The sequence below is a fragment of the Candidatus Amarolinea dominans genome, assembly GCF_016704685.1.
GTDB lineage: Bacteria > Chloroflexota > Anaerolineae > SSC4 > Amarolineaceae > Amarolinea > Amarolinea dominans.
In genome coordinates this window covers 24,467-43,382 of record NZ_JADIZS010000010.1, presented here as the reverse complement: position 1 = coordinate 43,382, position 18,916 = coordinate 24,467, and the positions used below count along the sequence as shown (strand labels likewise).

At 63.6% G+C, this 18,916-nt stretch carries 10 protein-coding genes; 8 read left to right on the top strand and 2 right to left on the bottom strand.

Annotated features, from left to right (window positions below; all coding sequences use genetic code 11):
- The first annotated feature begins 334 nt into the window (after nucleotides 1-334).
- Both IPF85_RS07800 and IPF85_RS07795 read left to right on the top strand, forming a co-directional pair.
- On the top strand, nucleotides 335-2,728 hold the full coding sequence (locus tag IPF85_RS07800; RefSeq protein WP_343407507.1) for a right-handed parallel beta-helix repeat-containing protein: 2,394 nt from the start codon (nucleotides 335-337) through the stop codon (nucleotides 2,726-2,728).
- A 156-nt stretch (nucleotides 2,729-2,884) separates the two neighbouring features.
- Nucleotides 2,885-5,362 (top strand): right-handed parallel beta-helix repeat-containing protein, encoded by a 2,478-nt coding sequence (locus IPF85_RS07795; protein WP_343407506.1) that lies wholly within the window; start codon nucleotides 2,885-2,887, stop codon nucleotides 5,360-5,362.
- Between the two features lie 498 nt (nucleotides 5,363-5,860).
- On the opposite strand, the gene IPF85_RS07790 is transcribed toward IPF85_RS07795, so the two are convergent.
- A complete protein-coding gene (locus IPF85_RS07790) occupies nucleotides 5,861-6,604 on the bottom strand; it encodes a class I SAM-dependent methyltransferase (RefSeq protein WP_343407505.1) in 744 nt (247 codons plus the stop codon).
- Nucleotides 6,605-6,744: 140 nt separating this feature from the next.
- On the opposite strand from IPF85_RS07790, the gene IPF85_RS07785 reads away from it, so the two are divergent.
- On the top strand, nucleotides 6,745-8,433 hold the full coding sequence (locus tag IPF85_RS07785; protein WP_343407504.1) for a tRNA uridine(34) 5-carboxymethylaminomethyl modification radical SAM/GNAT enzyme Elp3: 1,689 nt from the start codon (nucleotides 6,745-6,747) through the stop codon (nucleotides 8,431-8,433).
- 141 nt (nucleotides 8,434-8,574) lie between these two features.
- Here the strand turns inward: IPF85_RS07785 and IPF85_RS07780 are convergent, their stop codons facing one another.
- The gene (locus tag IPF85_RS07780) at nucleotides 8,575-9,699 is read right to left on the bottom strand and encodes a hypothetical protein (protein ID WP_343407503.1); all 1,125 of its coding nucleotides are present in this window, start codon (nucleotides 9,697-9,699) and stop codon (nucleotides 8,575-8,577) included.
- A 224-nt stretch (nucleotides 9,700-9,923) separates the two neighbouring features.
- Between IPF85_RS07780 and IPF85_RS07775 the strand changes: the two genes are divergently transcribed.
- The 5 genes from IPF85_RS07775 to IPF85_RS07755 all read left to right on the top strand — a co-directional run bounded on the left by IPF85_RS07775 (nucleotide 9,924) and on the right by IPF85_RS07755 (nucleotide 18,681).
- Nucleotides 9,924-10,691: a hypothetical protein gene (locus IPF85_RS07775; RefSeq protein ID WP_343407502.1), complete on the top strand. Its 768-nt coding sequence runs from the start codon at nucleotides 9,924-9,926 to the stop codon at nucleotides 10,689-10,691.
- 2,314 nt (nucleotides 10,692-13,005) lie between these two features.
- Complete coding sequence (locus IPF85_RS07770) at nucleotides 13,006-14,508, top strand: calcium-binding protein (protein WP_343407501.1); 1,503 nt, start codon at nucleotides 13,006-13,008, stop codon at nucleotides 14,506-14,508.
- Nucleotides 14,509-14,670: 162 nt separating this feature from the next.
- Entirely contained in the window at nucleotides 14,671-14,985 is a 315-nt protein-coding gene (locus tag IPF85_RS07765) for a hypothetical protein (protein ID WP_343407500.1), read from the top strand.
- Nucleotides 14,973-15,314 carry a hypothetical protein gene (locus IPF85_RS07760; RefSeq protein ID WP_343407499.1) on the top strand — a complete coding sequence of 114 codons (342 nt, stop codon included), beginning with the start codon at nucleotides 14,973-14,975 and terminating at the stop codon, nucleotides 15,312-15,314. Before IPF85_RS07765 ends, IPF85_RS07760 begins: the two co-directional genes overlap by 13 nt.
- A 262-nt stretch (nucleotides 15,315-15,576) precedes the next feature.
- The gene (locus IPF85_RS07755) at nucleotides 15,577-18,681 is read left to right on the top strand and encodes a hypothetical protein (protein WP_343407498.1); all 3,105 of its coding nucleotides are present in this window, start codon (nucleotides 15,577-15,579) and stop codon (nucleotides 18,679-18,681) included.
- Nucleotides 18,682-18,916: the final 235 nt, after the last annotated feature.

Sequence of the window (18,916 nt, the reverse complement as noted above, 5' to 3'; positions counted from 1 at the left end):
GTCACGCCGGAGGCGTGACCTAGTTTTTGGACACGAGCGACTCCTGGAGATGCGGATCTCCAGGAGTCGTTTTTGTGCGTGGTGGCCCGGTTGTGATGTGTATCATGGCTCACTGCGACGCGCCATCCGGCATTCTATAATGAAGGGCGTGATGATTGATCGAAAGCAAACGCCCATGAGCACACAGCCGTTTCATGCCCCCCTTCCATTCATCCTGATGCCCGGTCTCCAGCGCCGCGTATGGATTGCCTGCCTTGTTCTGAGCTTGTTGACTGCGTCCTTACCGGGATGCAGTCGCGCGTATCAGGCGATTACGGTTTGCCCCAGCGGCTGTATGTTCACCGCGATCCAGGAAGGTATCGCCCATGCCGCGGCCGGCGACGTGGTGATGATCGGCGCGGGCGTCTACCAGGAAAACATCGTGCTGGCGGCCGGGGTGTCGCTGCAGGGCGCGGGCGCGAGCGCGACGATCATTGACGGCGGCCAACGCAACAGCGTGGTGCGCGGTCTGAGCGCTGCCATTGGGCCGGATGTGGCGCTGACCGAGATGACCCTGCGCAACGGTCGCGCGGTGAACGGCGGTGGGATGTTGCTGCAGGGCGCCAGCCCCACCCTGCGCAACCTCATGATCGAAGACTGCCAGGCGGTGGCGCTCGGTGGGGGCCTGGCGGTGCTCAACAGCGGTGCGCCGGCGCTGCAAGGGGTGACCCTGCGCAACAATCGCGCCGCGAACGGCGGTGGCCTGGGCATTTCCGGCGTGACGGCACGCGCGCAGATGACCGCCGGCGCCCTCGATGATAACAGCGCCACCACCGCCGGCGGCGCCGCATATGTTGGTTTGCGTGGCTCCCTGCAACTGCTGGGTGTTGAGCTGACGAACAACCAGTCGTCACAGTCTGGCGGTGGTGTGCTGTTTGCCCAGCAGAGCACAGGCCAGATCGAAGACAGCACATTGACCGGTAACGTGGCCGTCGCAGGTCATGGCGGCGCGGTGATTATTCAAGACCAGGCGAACGCTGCGCTGCGTCGCAACACGTTCCGCAGTAACCAGGCGCTGGCGGCGAACGCCATTGGCGGCGCGGTCAAGATCTACGCCACCGGCACGGCAACCGTGACGCTGACAATGAATTGGTTCGAGAACAACCAGGCCGCGAGCGGCGGCGCGGTGCATATTCAAGGCGCGCATGTTGAGGTGCTGGCCAACACCTTCGTCGGCAACTCGGCGACCCAATTCGGCGGCGCGCTGGTAGCCACCGACAGCACGCAGATGCTGGTGCAAGACAACACCTTTGCCCGTAACAGCGCCGGTGTGGATGGCGGCGCCCTGGTGATTCAGCATGGATCGAGCGGGCAGGTCATCGGCAACAGCTTCACCGACAATCGCGCCAGCATGGTCAATGGCAACGGCGGTGCAATCAAGGTTTACAGCGCCTCATCGCCCCTGATCCACAAAAACCTGATCGAGCGCAATGAGGCAAGAGACGGCGGCGGTCTCTACATCGAAACCCTGTCGGCATCGGTTGTGACCCAAAACACCATTCGCGACAATCACAGCGCGGCTTACGGCGGCGGGGTGGGCATTCGCGAGGCCTCACCCACACTGCGCGCCAATGAGATCACTTTCAACCAGAGCGACCTGAACGGCGGCGGCCTGTTCATCACCGACGATTCGTCGGTGACCCTGGACGCCAACACGATCAGCCACAACACCGCGCGCGGCTCCGGCGGCGGCCTGGTCTTTCTGGCCTCGACGGGCGCAATGACCGGCAACGTACTTACGGCCAACCAGGCGTTGGGTACCGCGGCCGGCGGCCAACCGGGCGGGCATGGCGGCGGCATGTTGCTCAGCGGCAGCAACCTGTCGGCAAGTCACAACATCATCCAGGGCAACCGGGCCGCCAACCTGGGCGGAGGCGCGGCCATTCAGACCAACAGTCAACCCATTTTGAATCAGAACCACTGGGTGAGCAACGAAGCGACGCAGGGCGGTGGTATCTTTGTGACCGACGCTTCCTCAGTGCAGGTGCGCGGTAATGTCTTCTGGCGTAATCGCGCCAGCGACAGCGGCGGCGGTCTGTTGCTGGATGGCGGAAGCGCCGTCCTGGAAGACAACGACCTGGCCTTCAATCAGGCCCTCATCTACGGCGGCGGGCTGCTGATCCAGGCCGATGCCGTGGTGCGCCTGCGGAACAACCTGGTTCATGACGGCACATTCGGCAACGCGGTCGCGCTCGATCGCAGCGCGATCTATGTCGCCGACGCACACGTGGACATTGGCGGCCAGACGATCGTCAACAACCGCGGCGCCGGCTTGAGCCTGGGCGCGGGGGCCGTGGTGACGCTGACCGAGACGATCCTCACGGCCAATGATGTCGGCATCACGGCCGTTACAGGCAGCCAGGCCACTCTGCTGCGTAACGATTTGTGGGCCAATGCCACCGGTAACTACCGCGGCTTGGTTGCCGGCGCGACCGATCTGACCCTGAATCCGTTGTTCGCCACCGGGCCGTTGGGGAATTTCTATCTGAGCCAAATGGCAGCGGGCCAGGGTGCCACCAGCCCGCTGGTTGATACCGGCGCCCACACGGCGGCTGAGCTTGGACTGGATCAACTGACCACGCGCACCGATAGTATCCCTGACACAGGCCTGGTGGACCTGGGAATCCATTACCCGCCATTCACCGGCCGGCCGCGTGTTTGGCTGCCCGTGGCGCTGAGCGGGCATTGATGGTGACGACGCTGAGGAAGCGACTATGTGCATCATCGCCTGTTGTGTAATAAACTTCTCTGATCTGCCTCCACGTGTTATAATCCGTGCATTGTGCCCCTCTGTATATTGGAATTTAGATTCCATTTTCCCTGTTGCATTTGGAAGAGGTGGTTTATGTGGTGTTTCAAGTTGGCAGGCGGCGGACGTACGGCGTTGAGCGCCTTGCTCGGATTGCTGCTTCTGTGGCCGGGTATCGCCGTGGCCGTCGCGCCGGGCGCGACGATTACCGTCTGTCCGTCCGGCTGTATGTTTACGCGTATTCAGGATGGGATCAATAATGCGGCCGCCGGCGATACCGTGTCTGTCAGCGCCGGCGTGTATAGCGAGAATTTGCAGTTGCGCGCCGGTGTGGTGGTCGAGGGCGCGGATGCGGCCACGACGATCGTGGACGCCGGCCAGCGCAACAGTGTGGTGCGGGCCACTCTGAGCAGCATTGGGGTCAGCACCGTGGTGCGCAGGTTGACCCTGCGCAACGGGCGCGCGCCGGCTGGCGCTGGCGTCTTGATTCAGGCGGCGGCGCCTACCCTGGAAGACCTGATTATCGAGAATAATCAAGCCAGCGGTACCGGGGGCGGCATCGCGGTGCTCGGCGGTGGCCGCGTGGTGATGACAGACAGCATCCTGCGCAACAATGTGGCGGGAACAACCGGCGGCGCCGCTTTCTTCGACGCGCTGACGTTTGGCGCGATCAGGAGCAGCGATCTGCTCAATAATCAGGCGCAGAACGGCGGCGGACTGTACAGCGCCAACGCCACTGTAACCATCAGTGACACGCTGTTCAGCACCAACCAGGCCGCGCAGCACGGCGGCGGCGCGGTCTTTGCGCAGGGCAGTGGCGGAGAGGTGCAGTTCAGCACGTTCGAGAACAATGTGGCGGTGGCCGGTCATGGCGGCGCGGTCGTGGCGCAGGATGGGGCCAGCACCGCGCTGCGCAACAATGTGTTTCGCAACAACCGCACGCAGGCGTCAAATGCCATTGCCGGTGCGGTGAAAATCTTCTCCGCGGCTACTTCACCGATCGCCAATAATCTGTTCGAGGGCAATCAGAGCGTGGATGGCGGGGGATTGATGGTGCAAGCTGCGAATGTCAGCGTCACGGGCAACACCTTCCGCAACAACCTGGCGACGCGTTTTGGCGGCGGCATGGTGGCTAACCAAAGCGCGCAAGTGAGCGTCAGTCAGAACGTTTTTGATCAAAATCGGGCCGGCGTGGATGCGGGGGCGCTGATTGTGCAGTACAGTTCGGGCGGCGACGTAACGCGCAACACATTCACCAATAATCGCGCCAGCACGACCAACGGCAACAGCGGCGCGATCAAGGTTTACAACCTGTCCAACCCGGTCATCAGCCAGAATGTGATCGAGAATAACGAAGCCAAGGATGGCGGCGGCATCTATGTGGAGCTGCTCTCGACGCCGCTCATCATGGGCAACGTCATCCGTTCGAATCGCAGCGCCGAGTATGGCGGCGGCATCGGCGTCACCTCCGGCTCGCGGCCGATCATTCGTGACAACCTGATTGACAGCAATACCAGCGGTCTGAACGGCGGCGGCGTTTTTGTCAACGACCAAGCCAGCGTTACCCTTGAACGCAACACGATCACCCACAATGTGGCGGCGGCATTGGGCGGCGGGGTGGTTTTTCTCTCGGCCGGCGGTCAGTTGCGTGCCAACAGCATCAGTAGCAATGAGGCAGGCACGCATGGCGGCGGCCTGGTGTTGAACGCCAGCGACCTCACCGCGCAAAACAACACGATCAGCCAGAATGTGGCTGCACAACTGGGCGGCGGCGTGCTGGTGCAAGGCGGCAGCACACCGACCATGCTGAACAACACGATCAACGGCAACCAGGCGGCCATCGGCGCGGGCATTGCGTTTTTCAGCAGCGGCGGCACCTGGGATGGCAACCAGGTGGGGGCCAATCACGCCAGCGGCGGCGGCGGTGGAATTCTGATCAATGCCGGCAATCCGCAGATCCTCAACGGTCAGTTGTTCAATAACACGGCTGTTACCTTTGGCGGCGGTTTCCTGATCCAGGCCAATGCCGCGCCAACGATCTCGAACAATGAGATTCGCTACAACACGGCCGCCAATGCGGGCGCCGGTGTGCATGTCGCCGCGTCGCAGCCGGTGATCCGCAACAACACCATCACGAACAATGCGGGGGAAGGGGTCAACATTGTAGCCGCGTCGGACGTTGATCTGACGGAGAACATCATCACGAGCAACGTGGTGGGTGTGCGGGTTGAGGCGTCGAGCCAGGCGGCACTGGTGCGCAACAATGTCTGGAACAACTCCGATGCCAACTACCGCGGCGCGGAGGGGGGCAGTAGCGATGTTTCGCTCGATCCGCTCTACATCCGCGGCCCGTTTGGACAGTTCTACCTGAGCCAGGTGGCGGCCGGGCAGGGCCGCAACAGCCCATTGGTGGACGCGGGCACGCAGACGGCCGCGTCATTGGGGCTTGACCGCTGGACCACGCGCACCGATGGCGTGGGCGACAGCGGCCTGGTGGACCTGGGGGTGCATTATCCGGTGTTCAGCGGCCGGCCGCGGCTGTGGCTACCGCGGCTGAACATAGATCAGCCGTAGCGATTGAAATCGCGTCTGGTGGGTCCACCTGCGTGGACGCGATGCTGGTCGGCGGCGCCGGTTGGCGATTGAAATCGCACCTCACGGGCGTCCCGCCGGGCGTCCACCTGCGTGGACGCAATCCGGGTCGGCGGCGCCGGTTGGCGATTGAAATCGCACCTCACGGGCGTTCCGCCGGGCGTCCACCTGCGTGGACGCAATCCGGGTCGGCGGCGCCGGTCGGCGATTGAAATCGCACCTCACGGGCGTTCCGCCGGGCGTCCACCTGCGTGGACGCAATCCGGGTCGGCGTAGGCCGACCTGGCGGCGGAACGCCCCTTCGCCCCGAATTCATTCGGCGGCGGCGCCGGTTGGCGATCGAAATCGCACCTCACGGGCGTTTCGCCGGGCGTCCGTGGACGCAATCCGGGTCGGCGTAGGCCGACCTGGCGGCGGAACGCCCCTTCGCCCCGAATTCATTCGGCGGCGGCCGTAGCGGAACGCCCCTTCGCCCCGAATTCATTCGGCGGCGAGGATCTGAAAGAAGTTGAGATGCTTGCTCTGGCCGTCCGCGTGGTAGGTTGTGGCGACCTGCAGGTCGGCGGCGGCCGCCAGGTCGTTGGCTTCGGCCGGGGTGACGTGATGCACGTAGCGCAGACCCTGGCCGTCGCGACGCCAATCGAGCAGCGCGTCGCCGGGATCCATCTCGCCGGCCGTGAGGCCGATGGTTTCCCAGGGGAGTTGGCGCTGGCGCCAGCGCGCTTCGTCCAGGAATTGCCAATAGGAGACGACCAGCACGCCCGCGGGCGCCAGCAGCCGCGCCGCCTGGCGCAGAACCGTGGCGCGCAAATCAAAGCCGGGCAGGTGATGCAGCAGCGCCAGCGCGTAGATGGCATCGAACCGGACGCCGGTCGGCAGCAGGGGCAGCACGGCCGCCGGCCAATCAGGCGCGGTGACATCGGCCAAGAGTAACTGCGCCCGCACCGTGGCTAACGAGGCCACCGTGCGGGCCGCCGCGTGCAGCAAGCCCGCGCTGGCATCCAGACCGATGTAGGTCAGCGACGGGCGCTGATTCGCCAGCCAGCCAGCCAGGCGCGCCTGGCCGCAGCCCAGGTCGAGCACGATGGGCGTCGGCGGCAGAAAGGGCAGGCTGGGCAGAAGTCCAGCCTGATTGACGCCGCGTGTGCGGGCAAAAGCGCCCGCGCATGTGGTGTAGAACTGGCGATTGAGCGTCAGCAGACGTTGCGCGGTGTCCATCTTCATGCGGGCATTGTAGCATAAGAATCAAAGCGCATGATATAAGGCATGATATAATGTAGGCAATGTAGGCAATGTAGGCAATGTAGGCAATGTAGGCAATGTAGGCTCATGAACATGAGCATAAGAGCGCATAGAACACTGTCATGACAAACGACTCGTATTTGGGCGAAAAATCTGATCCGTTCGACCCTGCACGCCTGGCTCAATGGCGCCGTGCGCATGCCGATCCTCTGGATCTGACGGCGCATGAGGACGCGCTGTTGGCGCTGCTGGCTGAGGTGCAGACCGTGCGCACCTGGTCTCAGCGCACGCTCGACCGCCTGATTCGCCAGCACCTGGGGCCGGCGGGGGCGGCCCGGTTTACACGCGACCGCCTGGTGCAGGCCTATCAAGCCCTGGTGGACGCGGGCAAACTCGATTTTGAACGTGAGACGCTGACGCGGCTGCAGCGCAAACCGACGCGCACCATTTCCGGGGTGGCGCCTGTGGCTGTCCTGACCAAACCCTACGCCTGCCCCGGCGCTTGCATTTTTTGTCCCACCGACGAGTGGATGCCCAAGAGTTATCTGCGGGATGAGCCGGGCGCGCAGCGTGCGTACCTGGAACAGTTCGACCCTTTTTCGCAGACGGCCGGCCGCATCGCCGCGCTGGAGACGATCGGCCACGCCGCCGACAAGATCGAGCTGTTGATTTTGGGCGGCACCTGGTCAGCCTACCCGCGCCACTACCAGGAAACGTTCGTGCTGCGCTGCCTGGAAGCCATGAACGAGCAGCCGGCGGTCAACCTGGCGGAGGCGCAGCGCCACAATGAGTCCGCGCCGCATCGCAACGTGGGACTGGTCATCGAGACGCGACCCGATTGGATCACGCCGCAGGAGGTCCTGTGGCTGCGGCGCCTGGGCGTCACCAAGGTGCAACTGGGGATTCAGAGCCTGGATGACCGTATCCTGGCGTTGAACAAGCGCGGGCACACCGTGGAGCAGAGCCGCCGCGCGGTGCGTCTGTTGCGCGCGGCCGGTTTCAAGCTGCATCTGCACTGGATGCCCAATCTGCTGGGCGCGACGCCAGAGAGCGATCTGGCCGATTTTCAGCGCCTGTGGAGCGACCCTGCCTTGCGGCCGGACGAGCTGAAGATTTACCCCTGCTCGCTGCTGGAAGGAACGGAGTTGATGGCGCATTGGCGTGCGGGTCATTATCGGCCCTACACGCGGGGCGAACTGCTGGAACTGCTCATCGGCTGCAAGGCGCTAGTGCCGCCCGATTGCCGGCTCAACCGCGTGATTCGCGACATTCCGTCTGACCACATCGTGGCCGGCAACCGGACGGTGAACCTGCGTCAGGTGGTGCAGCAGGAGATGGCGCGCCGCGGGCTGATCTGTCACTGCATTCGCTGCCAGGAGGTGCGCGGCCATGCCATCGAAGCGCAGCATTTGACCCTGGACACCGTGAGCCACCCGACCGACATCAGCCAGGAGTGGTTCCTGCGCATGCTCACGCCTGCCGGGCGCCTGGCCGGTTTCTTGCGGCTGTCCCTGCCGCGGCCTTTCGATGCGGCCAATCCTCTGACGCCGGCCGACGTGAGCGCGGAGATTCAGGGCGCGGCGATGATTCGTGAGGTTCATGTGGTTGGGCCGGCCCTGGTGGTGGGCGCGGACAGCCGCGGCGAGGCGCAGCATGTGGGCGTGGGCCGCCGGCTTGTGGCCGCGGCGCAGGAGTTGGCGCAGGCGCAGGGCTTCAAACAACTGACCGTCATTGCGGCCGCCGGTACGCGGGACTACTACCGGCGCCTGGGCTTCGAGCTGGGCGATTTGTACATGCACCTTCGGCTGTGAACCCGGTCTTCAGACCGGCGCCGCCGTAAGGAAGCGCGCTTTGAGACGGAGGGCGTCGTCACGCCGGAGACGTGACCTACGGTTCAGGCGAGCCGGACGAGGGCCGAGGCTGGCGCCGCCGGTTTATTTCTTGAATGTTCATCAACCGCCGGCGGGCGCAGAGGACCGGCCTTGCACCATACCCTGCCGTGCCGAGGCGATCGTATTGGCCAGGAAAAGGAGTATCGCAATCACGTTGAACATGCCACCCCAGGCGCGCAACGCTTGCTGGGGCGCCAGGTCGCCCGCCACGCGCAGCAGCAGGGAGAGGTGCAGCAGGAGCAGATGGGCGAAGAAGGCGGGGCGGAAGGGCATCTCGATGCGCAGCACGGCCGGCAGGATGATGGGGCCGTGGCCGAAGATCATGGAGAAGACGAAGCCGAGCAGGATCATGTGCAGCATGGCGTCATAGGGCGGCCCGGCCAGGAAGCGCTCGCCCCACACGGCCCAGGCGCCGCCGGCCAGCATCAGCCAGAGGTAGCCGGGGAGCAGGCAGGCCGCAATGAACTGCGCCAACCCCTGTTTGCGGATGGTGCGCCGGGCGATGTCGAAGCGCAGCAGCCAGGCGCCCAGTCCGCACAGCCCCAGTCCGGCCACGCGCACGCCCCAGGCCAGGTTGAACAGTGAGAGCGCCAGGCCGGCCACGAACAGCGCGATGATGAGCAAGAACGAACGCATGATGCCGGGCCGCAGCATGAGCACGCGCGAGAGTTCCAGGCGCTCACCGGCCACGGTGACCACCAGGAAGCCGACCCACCAGGGCACCACAGACGCCAGCGGACTTCCCAACAGCCACAACAGATTGCCCACCACCCAGAGCGCGGCGCCGCTCCCCATGACCGCGCTGGCGCTGTCCGGGCGCAGGCGGTAGATCGCCACGAAGATGATCGTCAGGACCAGGCTGGCGAGGAGCAGGAGCAGCGGCGCAACCGGCATAGGCAGGCCGAGGAGCAGCGCCAGCCCGCCCAGCGCCGCGGCCAGCGGCGCAGCATAGGCCCAGGGGCGGTTCAACCCCACCGCGCGCTCCAGGCAGATGAGGGTGCCGAGGAAGCCGCAGATCATGAACGGGCCGTGATTGGCGGCCAGACCTGCGCTGAGCGGCGGCAGTTGCCAACCGATGCGCAGCAGGCCGGCCCACAGTCCGGCCAGCAGACTCAACGCGCCCAGCAGCAGGAAGGGCGGGCGCGAGCGCAAAGTAAAATGAGAGAGGAAGTTAGGTGATTTCATAGGGCCGCAGTATGCGGCAAGAAGGGCAAACTGTCAAGCCCGGAGAAACATAAATCACCATCTCATGTGCATCTCGCGCCGGAAAACCGAGGGTACTATTCGCAAACGGCCACTGCTGGTTTATCATGTTCCGGCAGTCATTCACGAAACTTCTGCAACCGATCTCCTGCATGTCTTGTGAGCAGTCTGACAGTCCGCCAGGTTCGGAAAAGGAGTACATCACCATGTCTACTACGCATTCACTCGTCACATCCCCTGCACGTCTTCTTCGATACGCCGCGCCTGCATTTCACACGGCCCGGCGCACCATACAGATCGTACTGTACGCTGCGCTGCTGCTGGCGATTGTGCTTGGCGCAGCGCCCGCCGCCGCGCTGTCTCAGGCCCAACCGGCTGCCATTTCCGCGGCCTCGCTGCTCAACCCCGACGGCACGCTGAGATTGGACGGCGCAGCCAGCGGCGCAATCAACTTGAGCGGGTGGAACGTGTCGCTGGATCCTCAGCGCGGGCCGGTCTTTGCCCCTGCCCTGGCGCCGGCCGGCAAGTGGGACAATGTTGGCTCGAGCGGATTGAATAACGGTTCGCTCAGCGGACAAGTCAATGCCATCGCCATCAGCGGGACGGATGTCTATGTGGGCGGCGCCTTTACGAATGTGAACAACGGCGGGACCTCGCTCCCCGAAGCCGATTACATCGCCAAATGGGACGGGACGAACTGGTCTGCGCTCGGCTCGGACGGCGCGGGCAACGGCTCGCTCAATAACAGCGTCTTCGCCATCGCCATCAGCGGGACGGATGTCTATGTGGGCGGCGGCTTTACGAATGTCAACAACAACGGCACCTCGCTCCCCGAAGCCGATTACGTCGCCAAATGGGATGGCGAACCTGGTCCAGCCTCGGCTCGAACGGCGCGAGCAACGGCTCGCTCGGCTTCTCCGTCTACACCATCGCCATCAGCGGGACAGATGTCTATGTGGGCGGCCTCTTTCTGAATGTGAACAACGGCGGGACCTCGCTCACCGCCGCCGATTACATCGCCAAATGGGACGGGACGAACTGGTCTGCGCTCGGCTCGAACGGCGCGGGCAACGGCTCGCTCAATAACACCGTCTTCGCCATCGCCATCAGCGGGGCGGATGTCTATGTGGGCGGCTTCTTTGCGAATGTGAACAACAACGGGACCTCGCTCACCGCCGCCGATTACGTCGCCAAATGGAACGGCAGTGCCTGGTCCGCGCTCGGCTCGAACGGCGCGAGCAACGGCTCGCTCAATTACAGCGTCTTCGCCATCGCCATCAGCGGGACAGATGTCTATGTGGGCGGCGCCTTTACGAATGTGAACAACAACGGAACCTCGCTCACCGCCGCCGATTTCGTCGCCAAATGGAACGGCAGTGCCTGGTCCGCGCTCGGCTCGAACGGCGCAAGCAACGGCTCGCTCAGCGCCACCGTCTATGCCATCGCCATCAGCGGGACAGATGTCTATGTGGGCGGCAATTTTACCAATGTCAACAACGCCGGGACCTCGCTCCCCGAAGCCGACCGCATCGCCAAATGGGACGGGACGAGCTGGTCCGCGCTCGGCTCGGACGGCGCGGGCAACGGCGCAATCAGCGGCGTCAGCGTCGTCAACGCCATCGCCGTCAGCGGGACGGATGTCTATGTGGGCGGCTCTTTCAGTAATGGCGGGAGTGCGCCGACGGCCGACTATATCGGCAAATGGAACGGCAGCGCCTGGTCCGCGCTCAGCTCGAACGGCGTCGTGGAAGGTTCGTTCAACGGTGTAGTCAGAGCCATCGCGGTCAGCGGGACGAATGTGTATGTAGGCGGCTCCTTTACGAATGTCTTGAACAACGGGACAGTGCTTACCGCCGCCGATTACATCGCCAAATGGGACGGCAGTAACTGGTCTGCGCTCGGCTCAAACGGCGCTGGCAACAGCTCAATCAACGGCGCCGTCCAGGCCATCGCCATCAGCGGGACGGATGTCTATGTGGGCGGTGCGTTCTCGGATGTGAACAACGCCGGGACCTCGCTCACCGCCGCCGATTACATCGCCAAATGGAACGGCAGCGCCTGGTCCGCGCTCGGCTCGAACGGCGCGGGCAACGGCTCGCTCAGCGGCGCCGTCAATGCCATCGCCACCAGCGCGACAGATGTCTGTGTGGGCGGCAACTTTACGGACGTGAATAACGGCGGGACGTCGCTCACTGCCGCCGATTATGTCGCCAAATGGGATGGCAGCGCCTGGTCCGCGCTCGGCTCGAACGGCGCGAGCGGCGGCTCGCTCAGCGGCGCCGTCAATGCCATCGCCATCAGCGGGACGAATGTCTATGTGGGCGGCAACTTTACGGATGTCAACAACAACGGGACCTCGCTCACCGCCGCCGATTACGTCGCCAAATGGAACGGCACAAACTGGTCCGCGCTCGGCTCGAACGGCGCGGGCAACGGCTCGCTCAATGGCTGGGTCTATGCCATCGCCATCAGCGGGACGGATGTGTACGTGGGCGGCCTCTTTACGAATGTCAACAATGGCGGGACCTCGCTCACCGCCGCCGACTGCATCGCCAAATGGGACGGGACGAACTGGTCCGCGCTGGGTTCGAACGGCGCGGGCGGCGGTTCGATCGGCAGCACCGTCTATGCCCTCGCGGTCAACGGGACGGATGTCTATGTGGGCGGAGGCTTTATAGATGTGAGCAACGGCGGGACGTCGCTCACTGCCGCCGATTACGTCGCCAAATGGGACGGGACGAACTGGTCGGCGCTGGGTTCGAACGGCGCGGGCGGCGGCTCGCTCAGTAGCAACGTCTATGCCCTTGCACCTGACAGCGAGGACCTGTACGTGGGCGGTCCATTCTTCAACGTCAACAACGGCGGGGCGGTCATCACGGACGCCGACTATTTTGCGGCGTATGGCTTCGCGTTCTCTGCCACCCCGACGCCAACCCCCACCGAGATAGGACCACCCCACCCCACCGCCACCCCACGACGCCCCGACCCCCCCCCCCCCCACCGAGACGCCGACGGACACGCCAGTTCCGTTCACCGCCACCCCCACCGAGACGCCAGTTCCGCCCACCGCCACCCCCACTTTGACAGCGACCGACACGCCAGTCCCGCCTACCGTCACCCCCACCGAGACGCCGACGGACACGCCCAGTTCCGTTCACCGTCACTCCCACCGAGACGCCGACGGACACGCCAACGCCCACTCCCACCGATACGTCAACCCCAACCCCAACGGCCATGCCGACGGATACGCCCACCAACACGCCCACCCCAACCGATACGCCCACGGCCATGCCGACGGATACGCCCACCAACACGCCCACCCCAACCGATACGCCCACGGCCACACCGACGGAGACGCCAACCAACACCCCAACCCCGACGGAGACGCCGACCGCCACCCCCACGGCCACACCTTCCATCCCCCTGCTCTTCAGCGCCGACGGCCTCGCCACCGGCGTCCTCACCTACACCATGGCCATCCCCGGCCAACCGTTCACCGTCAGTATCTACGTGTCCGAAGACACACTGCTCAACGGCGGAGATAAACGCACCTCGGTGGTGACCATCCTGCCCACCGCCGCGGCCGGCCGCAAACGCTTCGCCCTCGGCGCCGAGATCGTGCTGCCGGTCGTGGACTCCAAGCAGGACTACTACCTCCTGGCCGTCTCGTCCCTGGGCCACACCGCCCTCTTCACCGGCGTCTATCACCTGCCCGCATCGCCCATCTACGTGCATGGCGATGAACTCACCGGCGACGCCGTCATCGTCAGCGGCGACGGCGGTACGATGACCGTGAATTTCAACGGCACAAGTTACAACTACTCAACCCCGGATGTCACCGCCCTCTCCGTGCGCACCCACGGCGGCGACGATGCCGTTGATGTCTCCGGGCTGACCGCCGCGCTCCCTTCGGTCCAGATCGGCGGGGCAGGCAACGATCAACTCTCCGGCGGCATGGGCAATGACACCCTGCGCGGCGGAACCGGCGACGACTCCCTCAGCGGCGGCCCCGGCAGCGACTCCCTCAACGGCGCCGAAGGCAACGATGCCCTCTTCGGCGGCGCCGGCGACGACACCCTGTTCGGTCGCGAGGGCAGCGATGCGCTCGACGGCGGCGCCGACAGCGACACCGCCAACTACCAGGCCACCACAGGCCCCATCGCCCTCAACCTGGCCGTCGGCGTTGCCAGCAACGACGGCAACGGCAGCAGCGACACCCTGGCGCTCAACACCATCGAGATTGTCAGCAGCTCCAGCTTCGACGACGTCATCATCGGCGACGACAACGCCAATACCCTCAACGGCGGCGATGGCAACGACACGATCAACGGCGGCGCAGGTGCGGACACGATCAACGGCGGCAATGGCAATGACCTGCTCAACGGTGACGCGGGCAACGACACCCTCTACGGCAAGGCCGGCAACGACACCATGAACGGCGGCGATGACAACGACACGCTCTACGGCGGCACCGAGAGCGGCGCCAACGATGACATCCTCAACGGCGACGCGGGCGATGACTTCCTCTACGGCCAGACCGGCAACGACACCCTCAACGGCGGCGCGGGCAACGACAAGCTCAGCGGCGACGCCGGCAACGACACCCTGAATGGCGGAACCGGCGCGGACACACTGCTCGGCGACGCGGGTAACGACACCCTCTACGCCGGCGGCGGCTGCGGCGGCGACGGCGCCCTCGACACGGTCAAGGGCGGCAGCGGAACCGACACCGCCTACGACGTCCTCAGCGACCCCGACGCCATCAACACCGTGGAAAGCGTGGTCTGCTAAACCTGAAACACGCTCACCCTCTTCCCCCCTTCTCCTCTCCGCTGCGCGGAGAGGAGAAGGGGCCGGGGGTTGAGGTGAGCTGCACTACCGCCGTGAGGGAATGTATGTTATAATTTGGGCTGCCTTTGTAATGTCCAAATCAGCCTTCTCAGGAGTAGCCAGATGTTCGATACAACAGTAATGCTTCCCAAAGAAACGGCTCAGGCGCTTGTCGAACTGACAGGTGAAGCGAGGGTAGACACCGCCTTGACCAGGGTGATTCGGGATTTTGCTCGCCAAAAGCTCATGGAACTCGAAACCGGGTTGCGCCAGTTCGAAGCCAAGTACGGCATGTCCTTCGAGACTTACCGCCGTCTGTGGGAAAGCGAAGATCGCCCGGAGTACTACACATTCGAGGCAGAGAACGATTATCTCATGTGGGAAGGGCTGGTCACGCGGCGAAACCGACTTACGGGAAGTTTTGCATGGCTGCCATGACGACGATCCAACTTCTCCACGAATTACGCCGTGTCTGCTATGATTCTTCGCTGGTAGACCGCCTCGAAGAACGCATATTGGATGTTGATGTCTTGCATGTTCGGGTTCACCTTGCCCAATCTGATACTTTCATCAATGTCTTCTATAACCTGGCGACTGACAAAACTGCGTTCGCATTGGTTCGAGACGGACGACGAATTTACGGCGCAGATAACGCCAAGACGGGTTGGCATTATCATCCTTTCGCCGATCCGGATCAGCATGTTACGTGCCATGAGATGTCGTTTTCTGAATTCTTGCGATCAGTGGAAATTCACCTGAACCCTTAGTTAGCCAAAAACATTTTCGCTCGATGCATTTCGTAGGATCAGAGCCGGCCATGTGGCCGGCTCTGTGCTTTTCCAACGCTCCAATCTGCCGCTGCAGAATACCAATCATCTCGCGCCGGATGAACCGAGGATACTATTCGTAAACGAGTAATGCTGGTTTATCATGTTCCGGCAGTCATTCACGAAACTTCTGCAACCGATCTCCTGCATGTCTCATGAGCAGTCTGACAGTCCGCCAGGTTCGGAAAAGGAGTACATCACCATGTCTACTACGCATTCACTCGTCGCATCCCCTGCACGTCTTCTTCGATACACCGCGCCCGCATCTCACACGGCCCGGCGCACCACGCAGATCGTACTGCACACTGCGCTGCTGCTGGCGATTGTGCTTGGCGCCGCGCCCGCCGCCGCGCTGTCCCAGGCCCAACCGGCCGCCATTCCCGCGGCCTCGCTGCTCAACCCCGACGGCACGCTGAGATTGGACGGCGCAGCCAGCGGCGCAATCAACCTGAGCGGGTGGAACGTGTCGCTGGACCCGCAGCGCGGGCCGGTCTTTGCCCCTGCCCTGGCGCCGGCCGGCGAGTGGGGTAAGGTCGGCACGAGCGGCATGAACAACGGTTCGCTCGTCGGCCCCGTCTATGCCATCGCCATCAGCGGGACGGATGTGTATGTGGGCGGCTTCTTTCTGAATGTGAACAACGCCGGAACCTCGCTCACCGCCGCCGATTACGTCGCCAAATGGAACGGCAGCAACTGGTCCGCGCTCGGCTCGGGCAGTGCTGGCAACGGTTCGCTAGGTGGCGCCGTCAATGCCATCGCCATCAGCGAGACGGATGTCTATGTGGGCGGCTTCTTTACGAATGTGAACAACGCCGGGACCTCGCTCCCCGAAGCCGATTACGTCGCCAAATGGGATGGCAGTGCCTGGTCCGCGCTCGGCTCGAACGGCGCGAGCAACGGCTCGCTCAATAGCGGCGTCAAAACCATCGCCACCAGCGGGACAGATGTCTATGTGGGCGGCAACTTTACGAACGTGAACAACAACGGGGCCCCGCTCCCCACCGCCGATTACGTCGCCAAATGGAACGGCAGTGCCTGGTCCGCGCTCGGCTCGAACGGCTGGAGCGACGGCTCGCTCAACTCACAAGTCAATGCCATCGCCATCAGCGGGACGGATGTCTATGTGGGCGGCTTCTTTCTGAATGTGGGCAACAACGGGACCTCGCTCAACGCCGCCGATTACGTCGCCAAATGGGACGGCAGCAACTGGTCCGCGCTCGGCTCGAACGGCGCGGGCAACGGCTCGCTCAGCGGATCAGTCAATGTCATCGCCATCAGCGGGACGGATGTCTATGTGGGCGGCAGTTTTCTGAATGTGAACAACAACGGGACCTCGCTCCCCGCCGCCGATTACGTCGCCAAATGGAACGGCAGCGCCTGGTCCGCGCTCGGCACGGGCAGCGCTGGCAACGGCTCAATCAACGGCGTCGTCAGCGCCATCGCCATCAGCGGGACGGACGTCTATGTGGGTGGCAATTTCTATAATGTGAACAACAACGCGACCTCGCTCCCCGAAGCCGATTACGTCGCCAAATGGGACGGGACGAACTGGTCCAGCCTCGGCTCGAACGGCGCGGGCGACGGCTCGCTCAACAGCGGCGTCTTCGCCATCGTCGTCAGCGGGACGGATGTCTATGTGGGCGGCGGTTTCAGTAATGGCGGGAGTGCGCCGGCAGCCGACTATATCGGCAAATGGAATGGCAGCGCCTGGTCCGCGCTCGGCTCGAACGGCGTCGTGGAGGGTTCGTTCAACGGTACAGCCAGAGCCATCGCGGTCAGCGGAACGAATGTGTATGTAGGCGGCTCCTTTACGAATGTCTCGAACAACGGGACAGTGCTTACCGCCGCCGATTACATCGCCAAATGGGACGGCAGTAACTGGTCTGCGCTCGGCTCGGGCAGCGCTGGCAACGGCTCAATCAACGGCACCGTCTACGCCATCGCCATCAGCGGGACGGATGTCTATGTGGGCGGTACGTTCGCGGATGTGAACAACGCCGGGACCTCGCTCCCCGAAGCCGATTACATCGCCAAATGGAACGGCAGCGCCTGGTCTGCGCTCGGCTCGAACGGCGCGAGCGGCGGCTCGCTCACCGGCGCCGTCTATACCATCGCCATCAGCGGGACGGATGTTTACGTGGGCGGCGGCTTTTTCAATATAACCAACGGCGGGATCTCCCTCCCCGAAGCCGATTACATCGCCAAATGGAACGGCAGCGCCTGGTCCGCGCTCGGCTCGAACGGCGCGAGCGGCGGCTCGCTCAGCGGACAAGTCAATGCTATCACCATCAGCGGGACGGATGTCTATGTGGGCGGCACCTTTACGGATGTGAATAACGACGGGACCCCCCTCCCCGAAGCCGATTACATCGCCAAATGGGACGGCAGTAACTGGTCCGCGCTCGGCTCGGGCAGCGCTGGCAACGGCTCGCTCAGCGGACGAGTCAACGCCATCGCCATCAGCGGGACGAATATGTACGTGGGCGGCGGCTTTACGAATGTCAACAATGGCGGGACCTCCCTTCCCGAAGCCGATTACGTCGCCAAATGGAACGGCAGCGCCTGGTCCGCGCTCGGCTCGGGCATCGCTGGCAACGGCTCGCTTAACGGCAGCGTTCTCGCCATCTTGGTCAGCGGGACGGATGTCTATGTGGGCGGCGCCTTTACGAATGTGAGCAACGAAACCTCGCTCCCCGCCGCCGATTACGTCGCCAAATGGGACGGGACGAACTGGTCGGCGCTGGGTTCGAACGGCGCGAGCAACGGGTCGCTCAATTACGGCGTCTATGCCCTTGCACCTGGCAGCGAGGACCTGTACGTGGGCGGGGACTTTACGAATGCGAACAACGGCGGGATCGCCATCACAGATGCTGACTATTTTGCCGCGTATGGTTTCACGCCCCTGGCTGCGGGGCTGGCCGATTTCACCGTTCAGGTGCAGGAGCAAGGCATCCTCGTGGCCTGGGAAACTACCAGTGAACTGGGAAACCTGGGCTTCGACCTGTGGCGCGGGGAGACGCCGAACGCGCCCACGCAGCGCCTCAACGCCGCACTCATTCCCTCGCAGGCGCCGGGCAGCAGCCAGGGTTTCAGCTACGCCTGGCTCGATCAGGACAACCTGGTGATGGGCGTCACCTACTACTACTGGCTCGACGTGGTGGAGTTCAGCGGCGCCCATGAGCGTCACGGCCCGCTGTCGGCCACCTGGCAAGCGCCCACCGCGCTGGGGGTGGATGTCTTCACGGTCAGCCCTGGCTCCCCGGGTCAGCGCCTGCTCGCCTGGCTGTGGAGGCTCTTGGCGCAGTAGGCGCATCACCGCGCCAGATTATTGGTACACGGATCAACACCGATTCACACGGACAGAAAATAAAGAATATCTGTGTCCATCTGTGCCAATCCGTGTACCTTTAGAATTGGTACACGGCTCAACACGGACATGAAAACGAACAGTGTGAATTTGTAAGACACTCGTACTATTCGCAAGCACACTGTCCTGGTATATCATGCTCACGCCAAACTGCCGCAGCGCTGATCCTCACCAG

Excerpts from the sequence above, each read along its gene's own strand:
- IPF85_RS07800 (WP_343407507.1), top strand. The coding sequence starts at position 335 with ATGTTCACCGCGATCCAGGAAGGTATCGCCCATGCCGCGGCCGGCGAC.
- IPF85_RS07795 (WP_343407506.1), top strand. The coding sequence starts at position 2,885 with ATGTGGTGTTTCAAGTTGGCAGGCGGCGGACGTACGGCGTTGAGCGCC.
- IPF85_RS07790 (WP_343407505.1), bottom strand. The coding sequence starts at position 6,604 with ATGAAGATGGACACCGCGCAACGTCTGCTGACGCTCAATCGCCAGTTC.
- IPF85_RS07785 (WP_343407504.1), top strand. The coding sequence starts at position 6,745 with ATGACAAACGACTCGTATTTGGGCGAAAAATCTGATCCGTTCGACCCT.
- IPF85_RS07780 (WP_343407503.1), bottom strand. The coding sequence starts at position 9,699 with ATGAAATCACCTAACTTCCTCTCTCATTTTACTTTGCGCTCGCGCCCG.
- IPF85_RS07775 (WP_343407502.1), top strand. The coding sequence starts at position 9,924 with ATGTCTACTACGCATTCACTCGTCACATCCCCTGCACGTCTTCTTCGA.
- IPF85_RS07770 (WP_343407501.1), top strand. The coding sequence starts at position 13,006 with ATGCCGACGGATACGCCCACCAACACGCCCACCCCAACCGATACGCCC.
- IPF85_RS07765 (WP_343407500.1), top strand. The coding sequence starts at position 14,671 with ATGTTCGATACAACAGTAATGCTTCCCAAAGAAACGGCTCAGGCGCTT.
- IPF85_RS07760 (WP_343407499.1), top strand. The coding sequence starts at position 14,973 with ATGGCTGCCATGACGACGATCCAACTTCTCCACGAATTACGCCGTGTC.
- IPF85_RS07755 (WP_343407498.1), top strand. The coding sequence starts at position 15,577 with ATGTCTACTACGCATTCACTCGTCGCATCCCCTGCACGTCTTCTTCGA.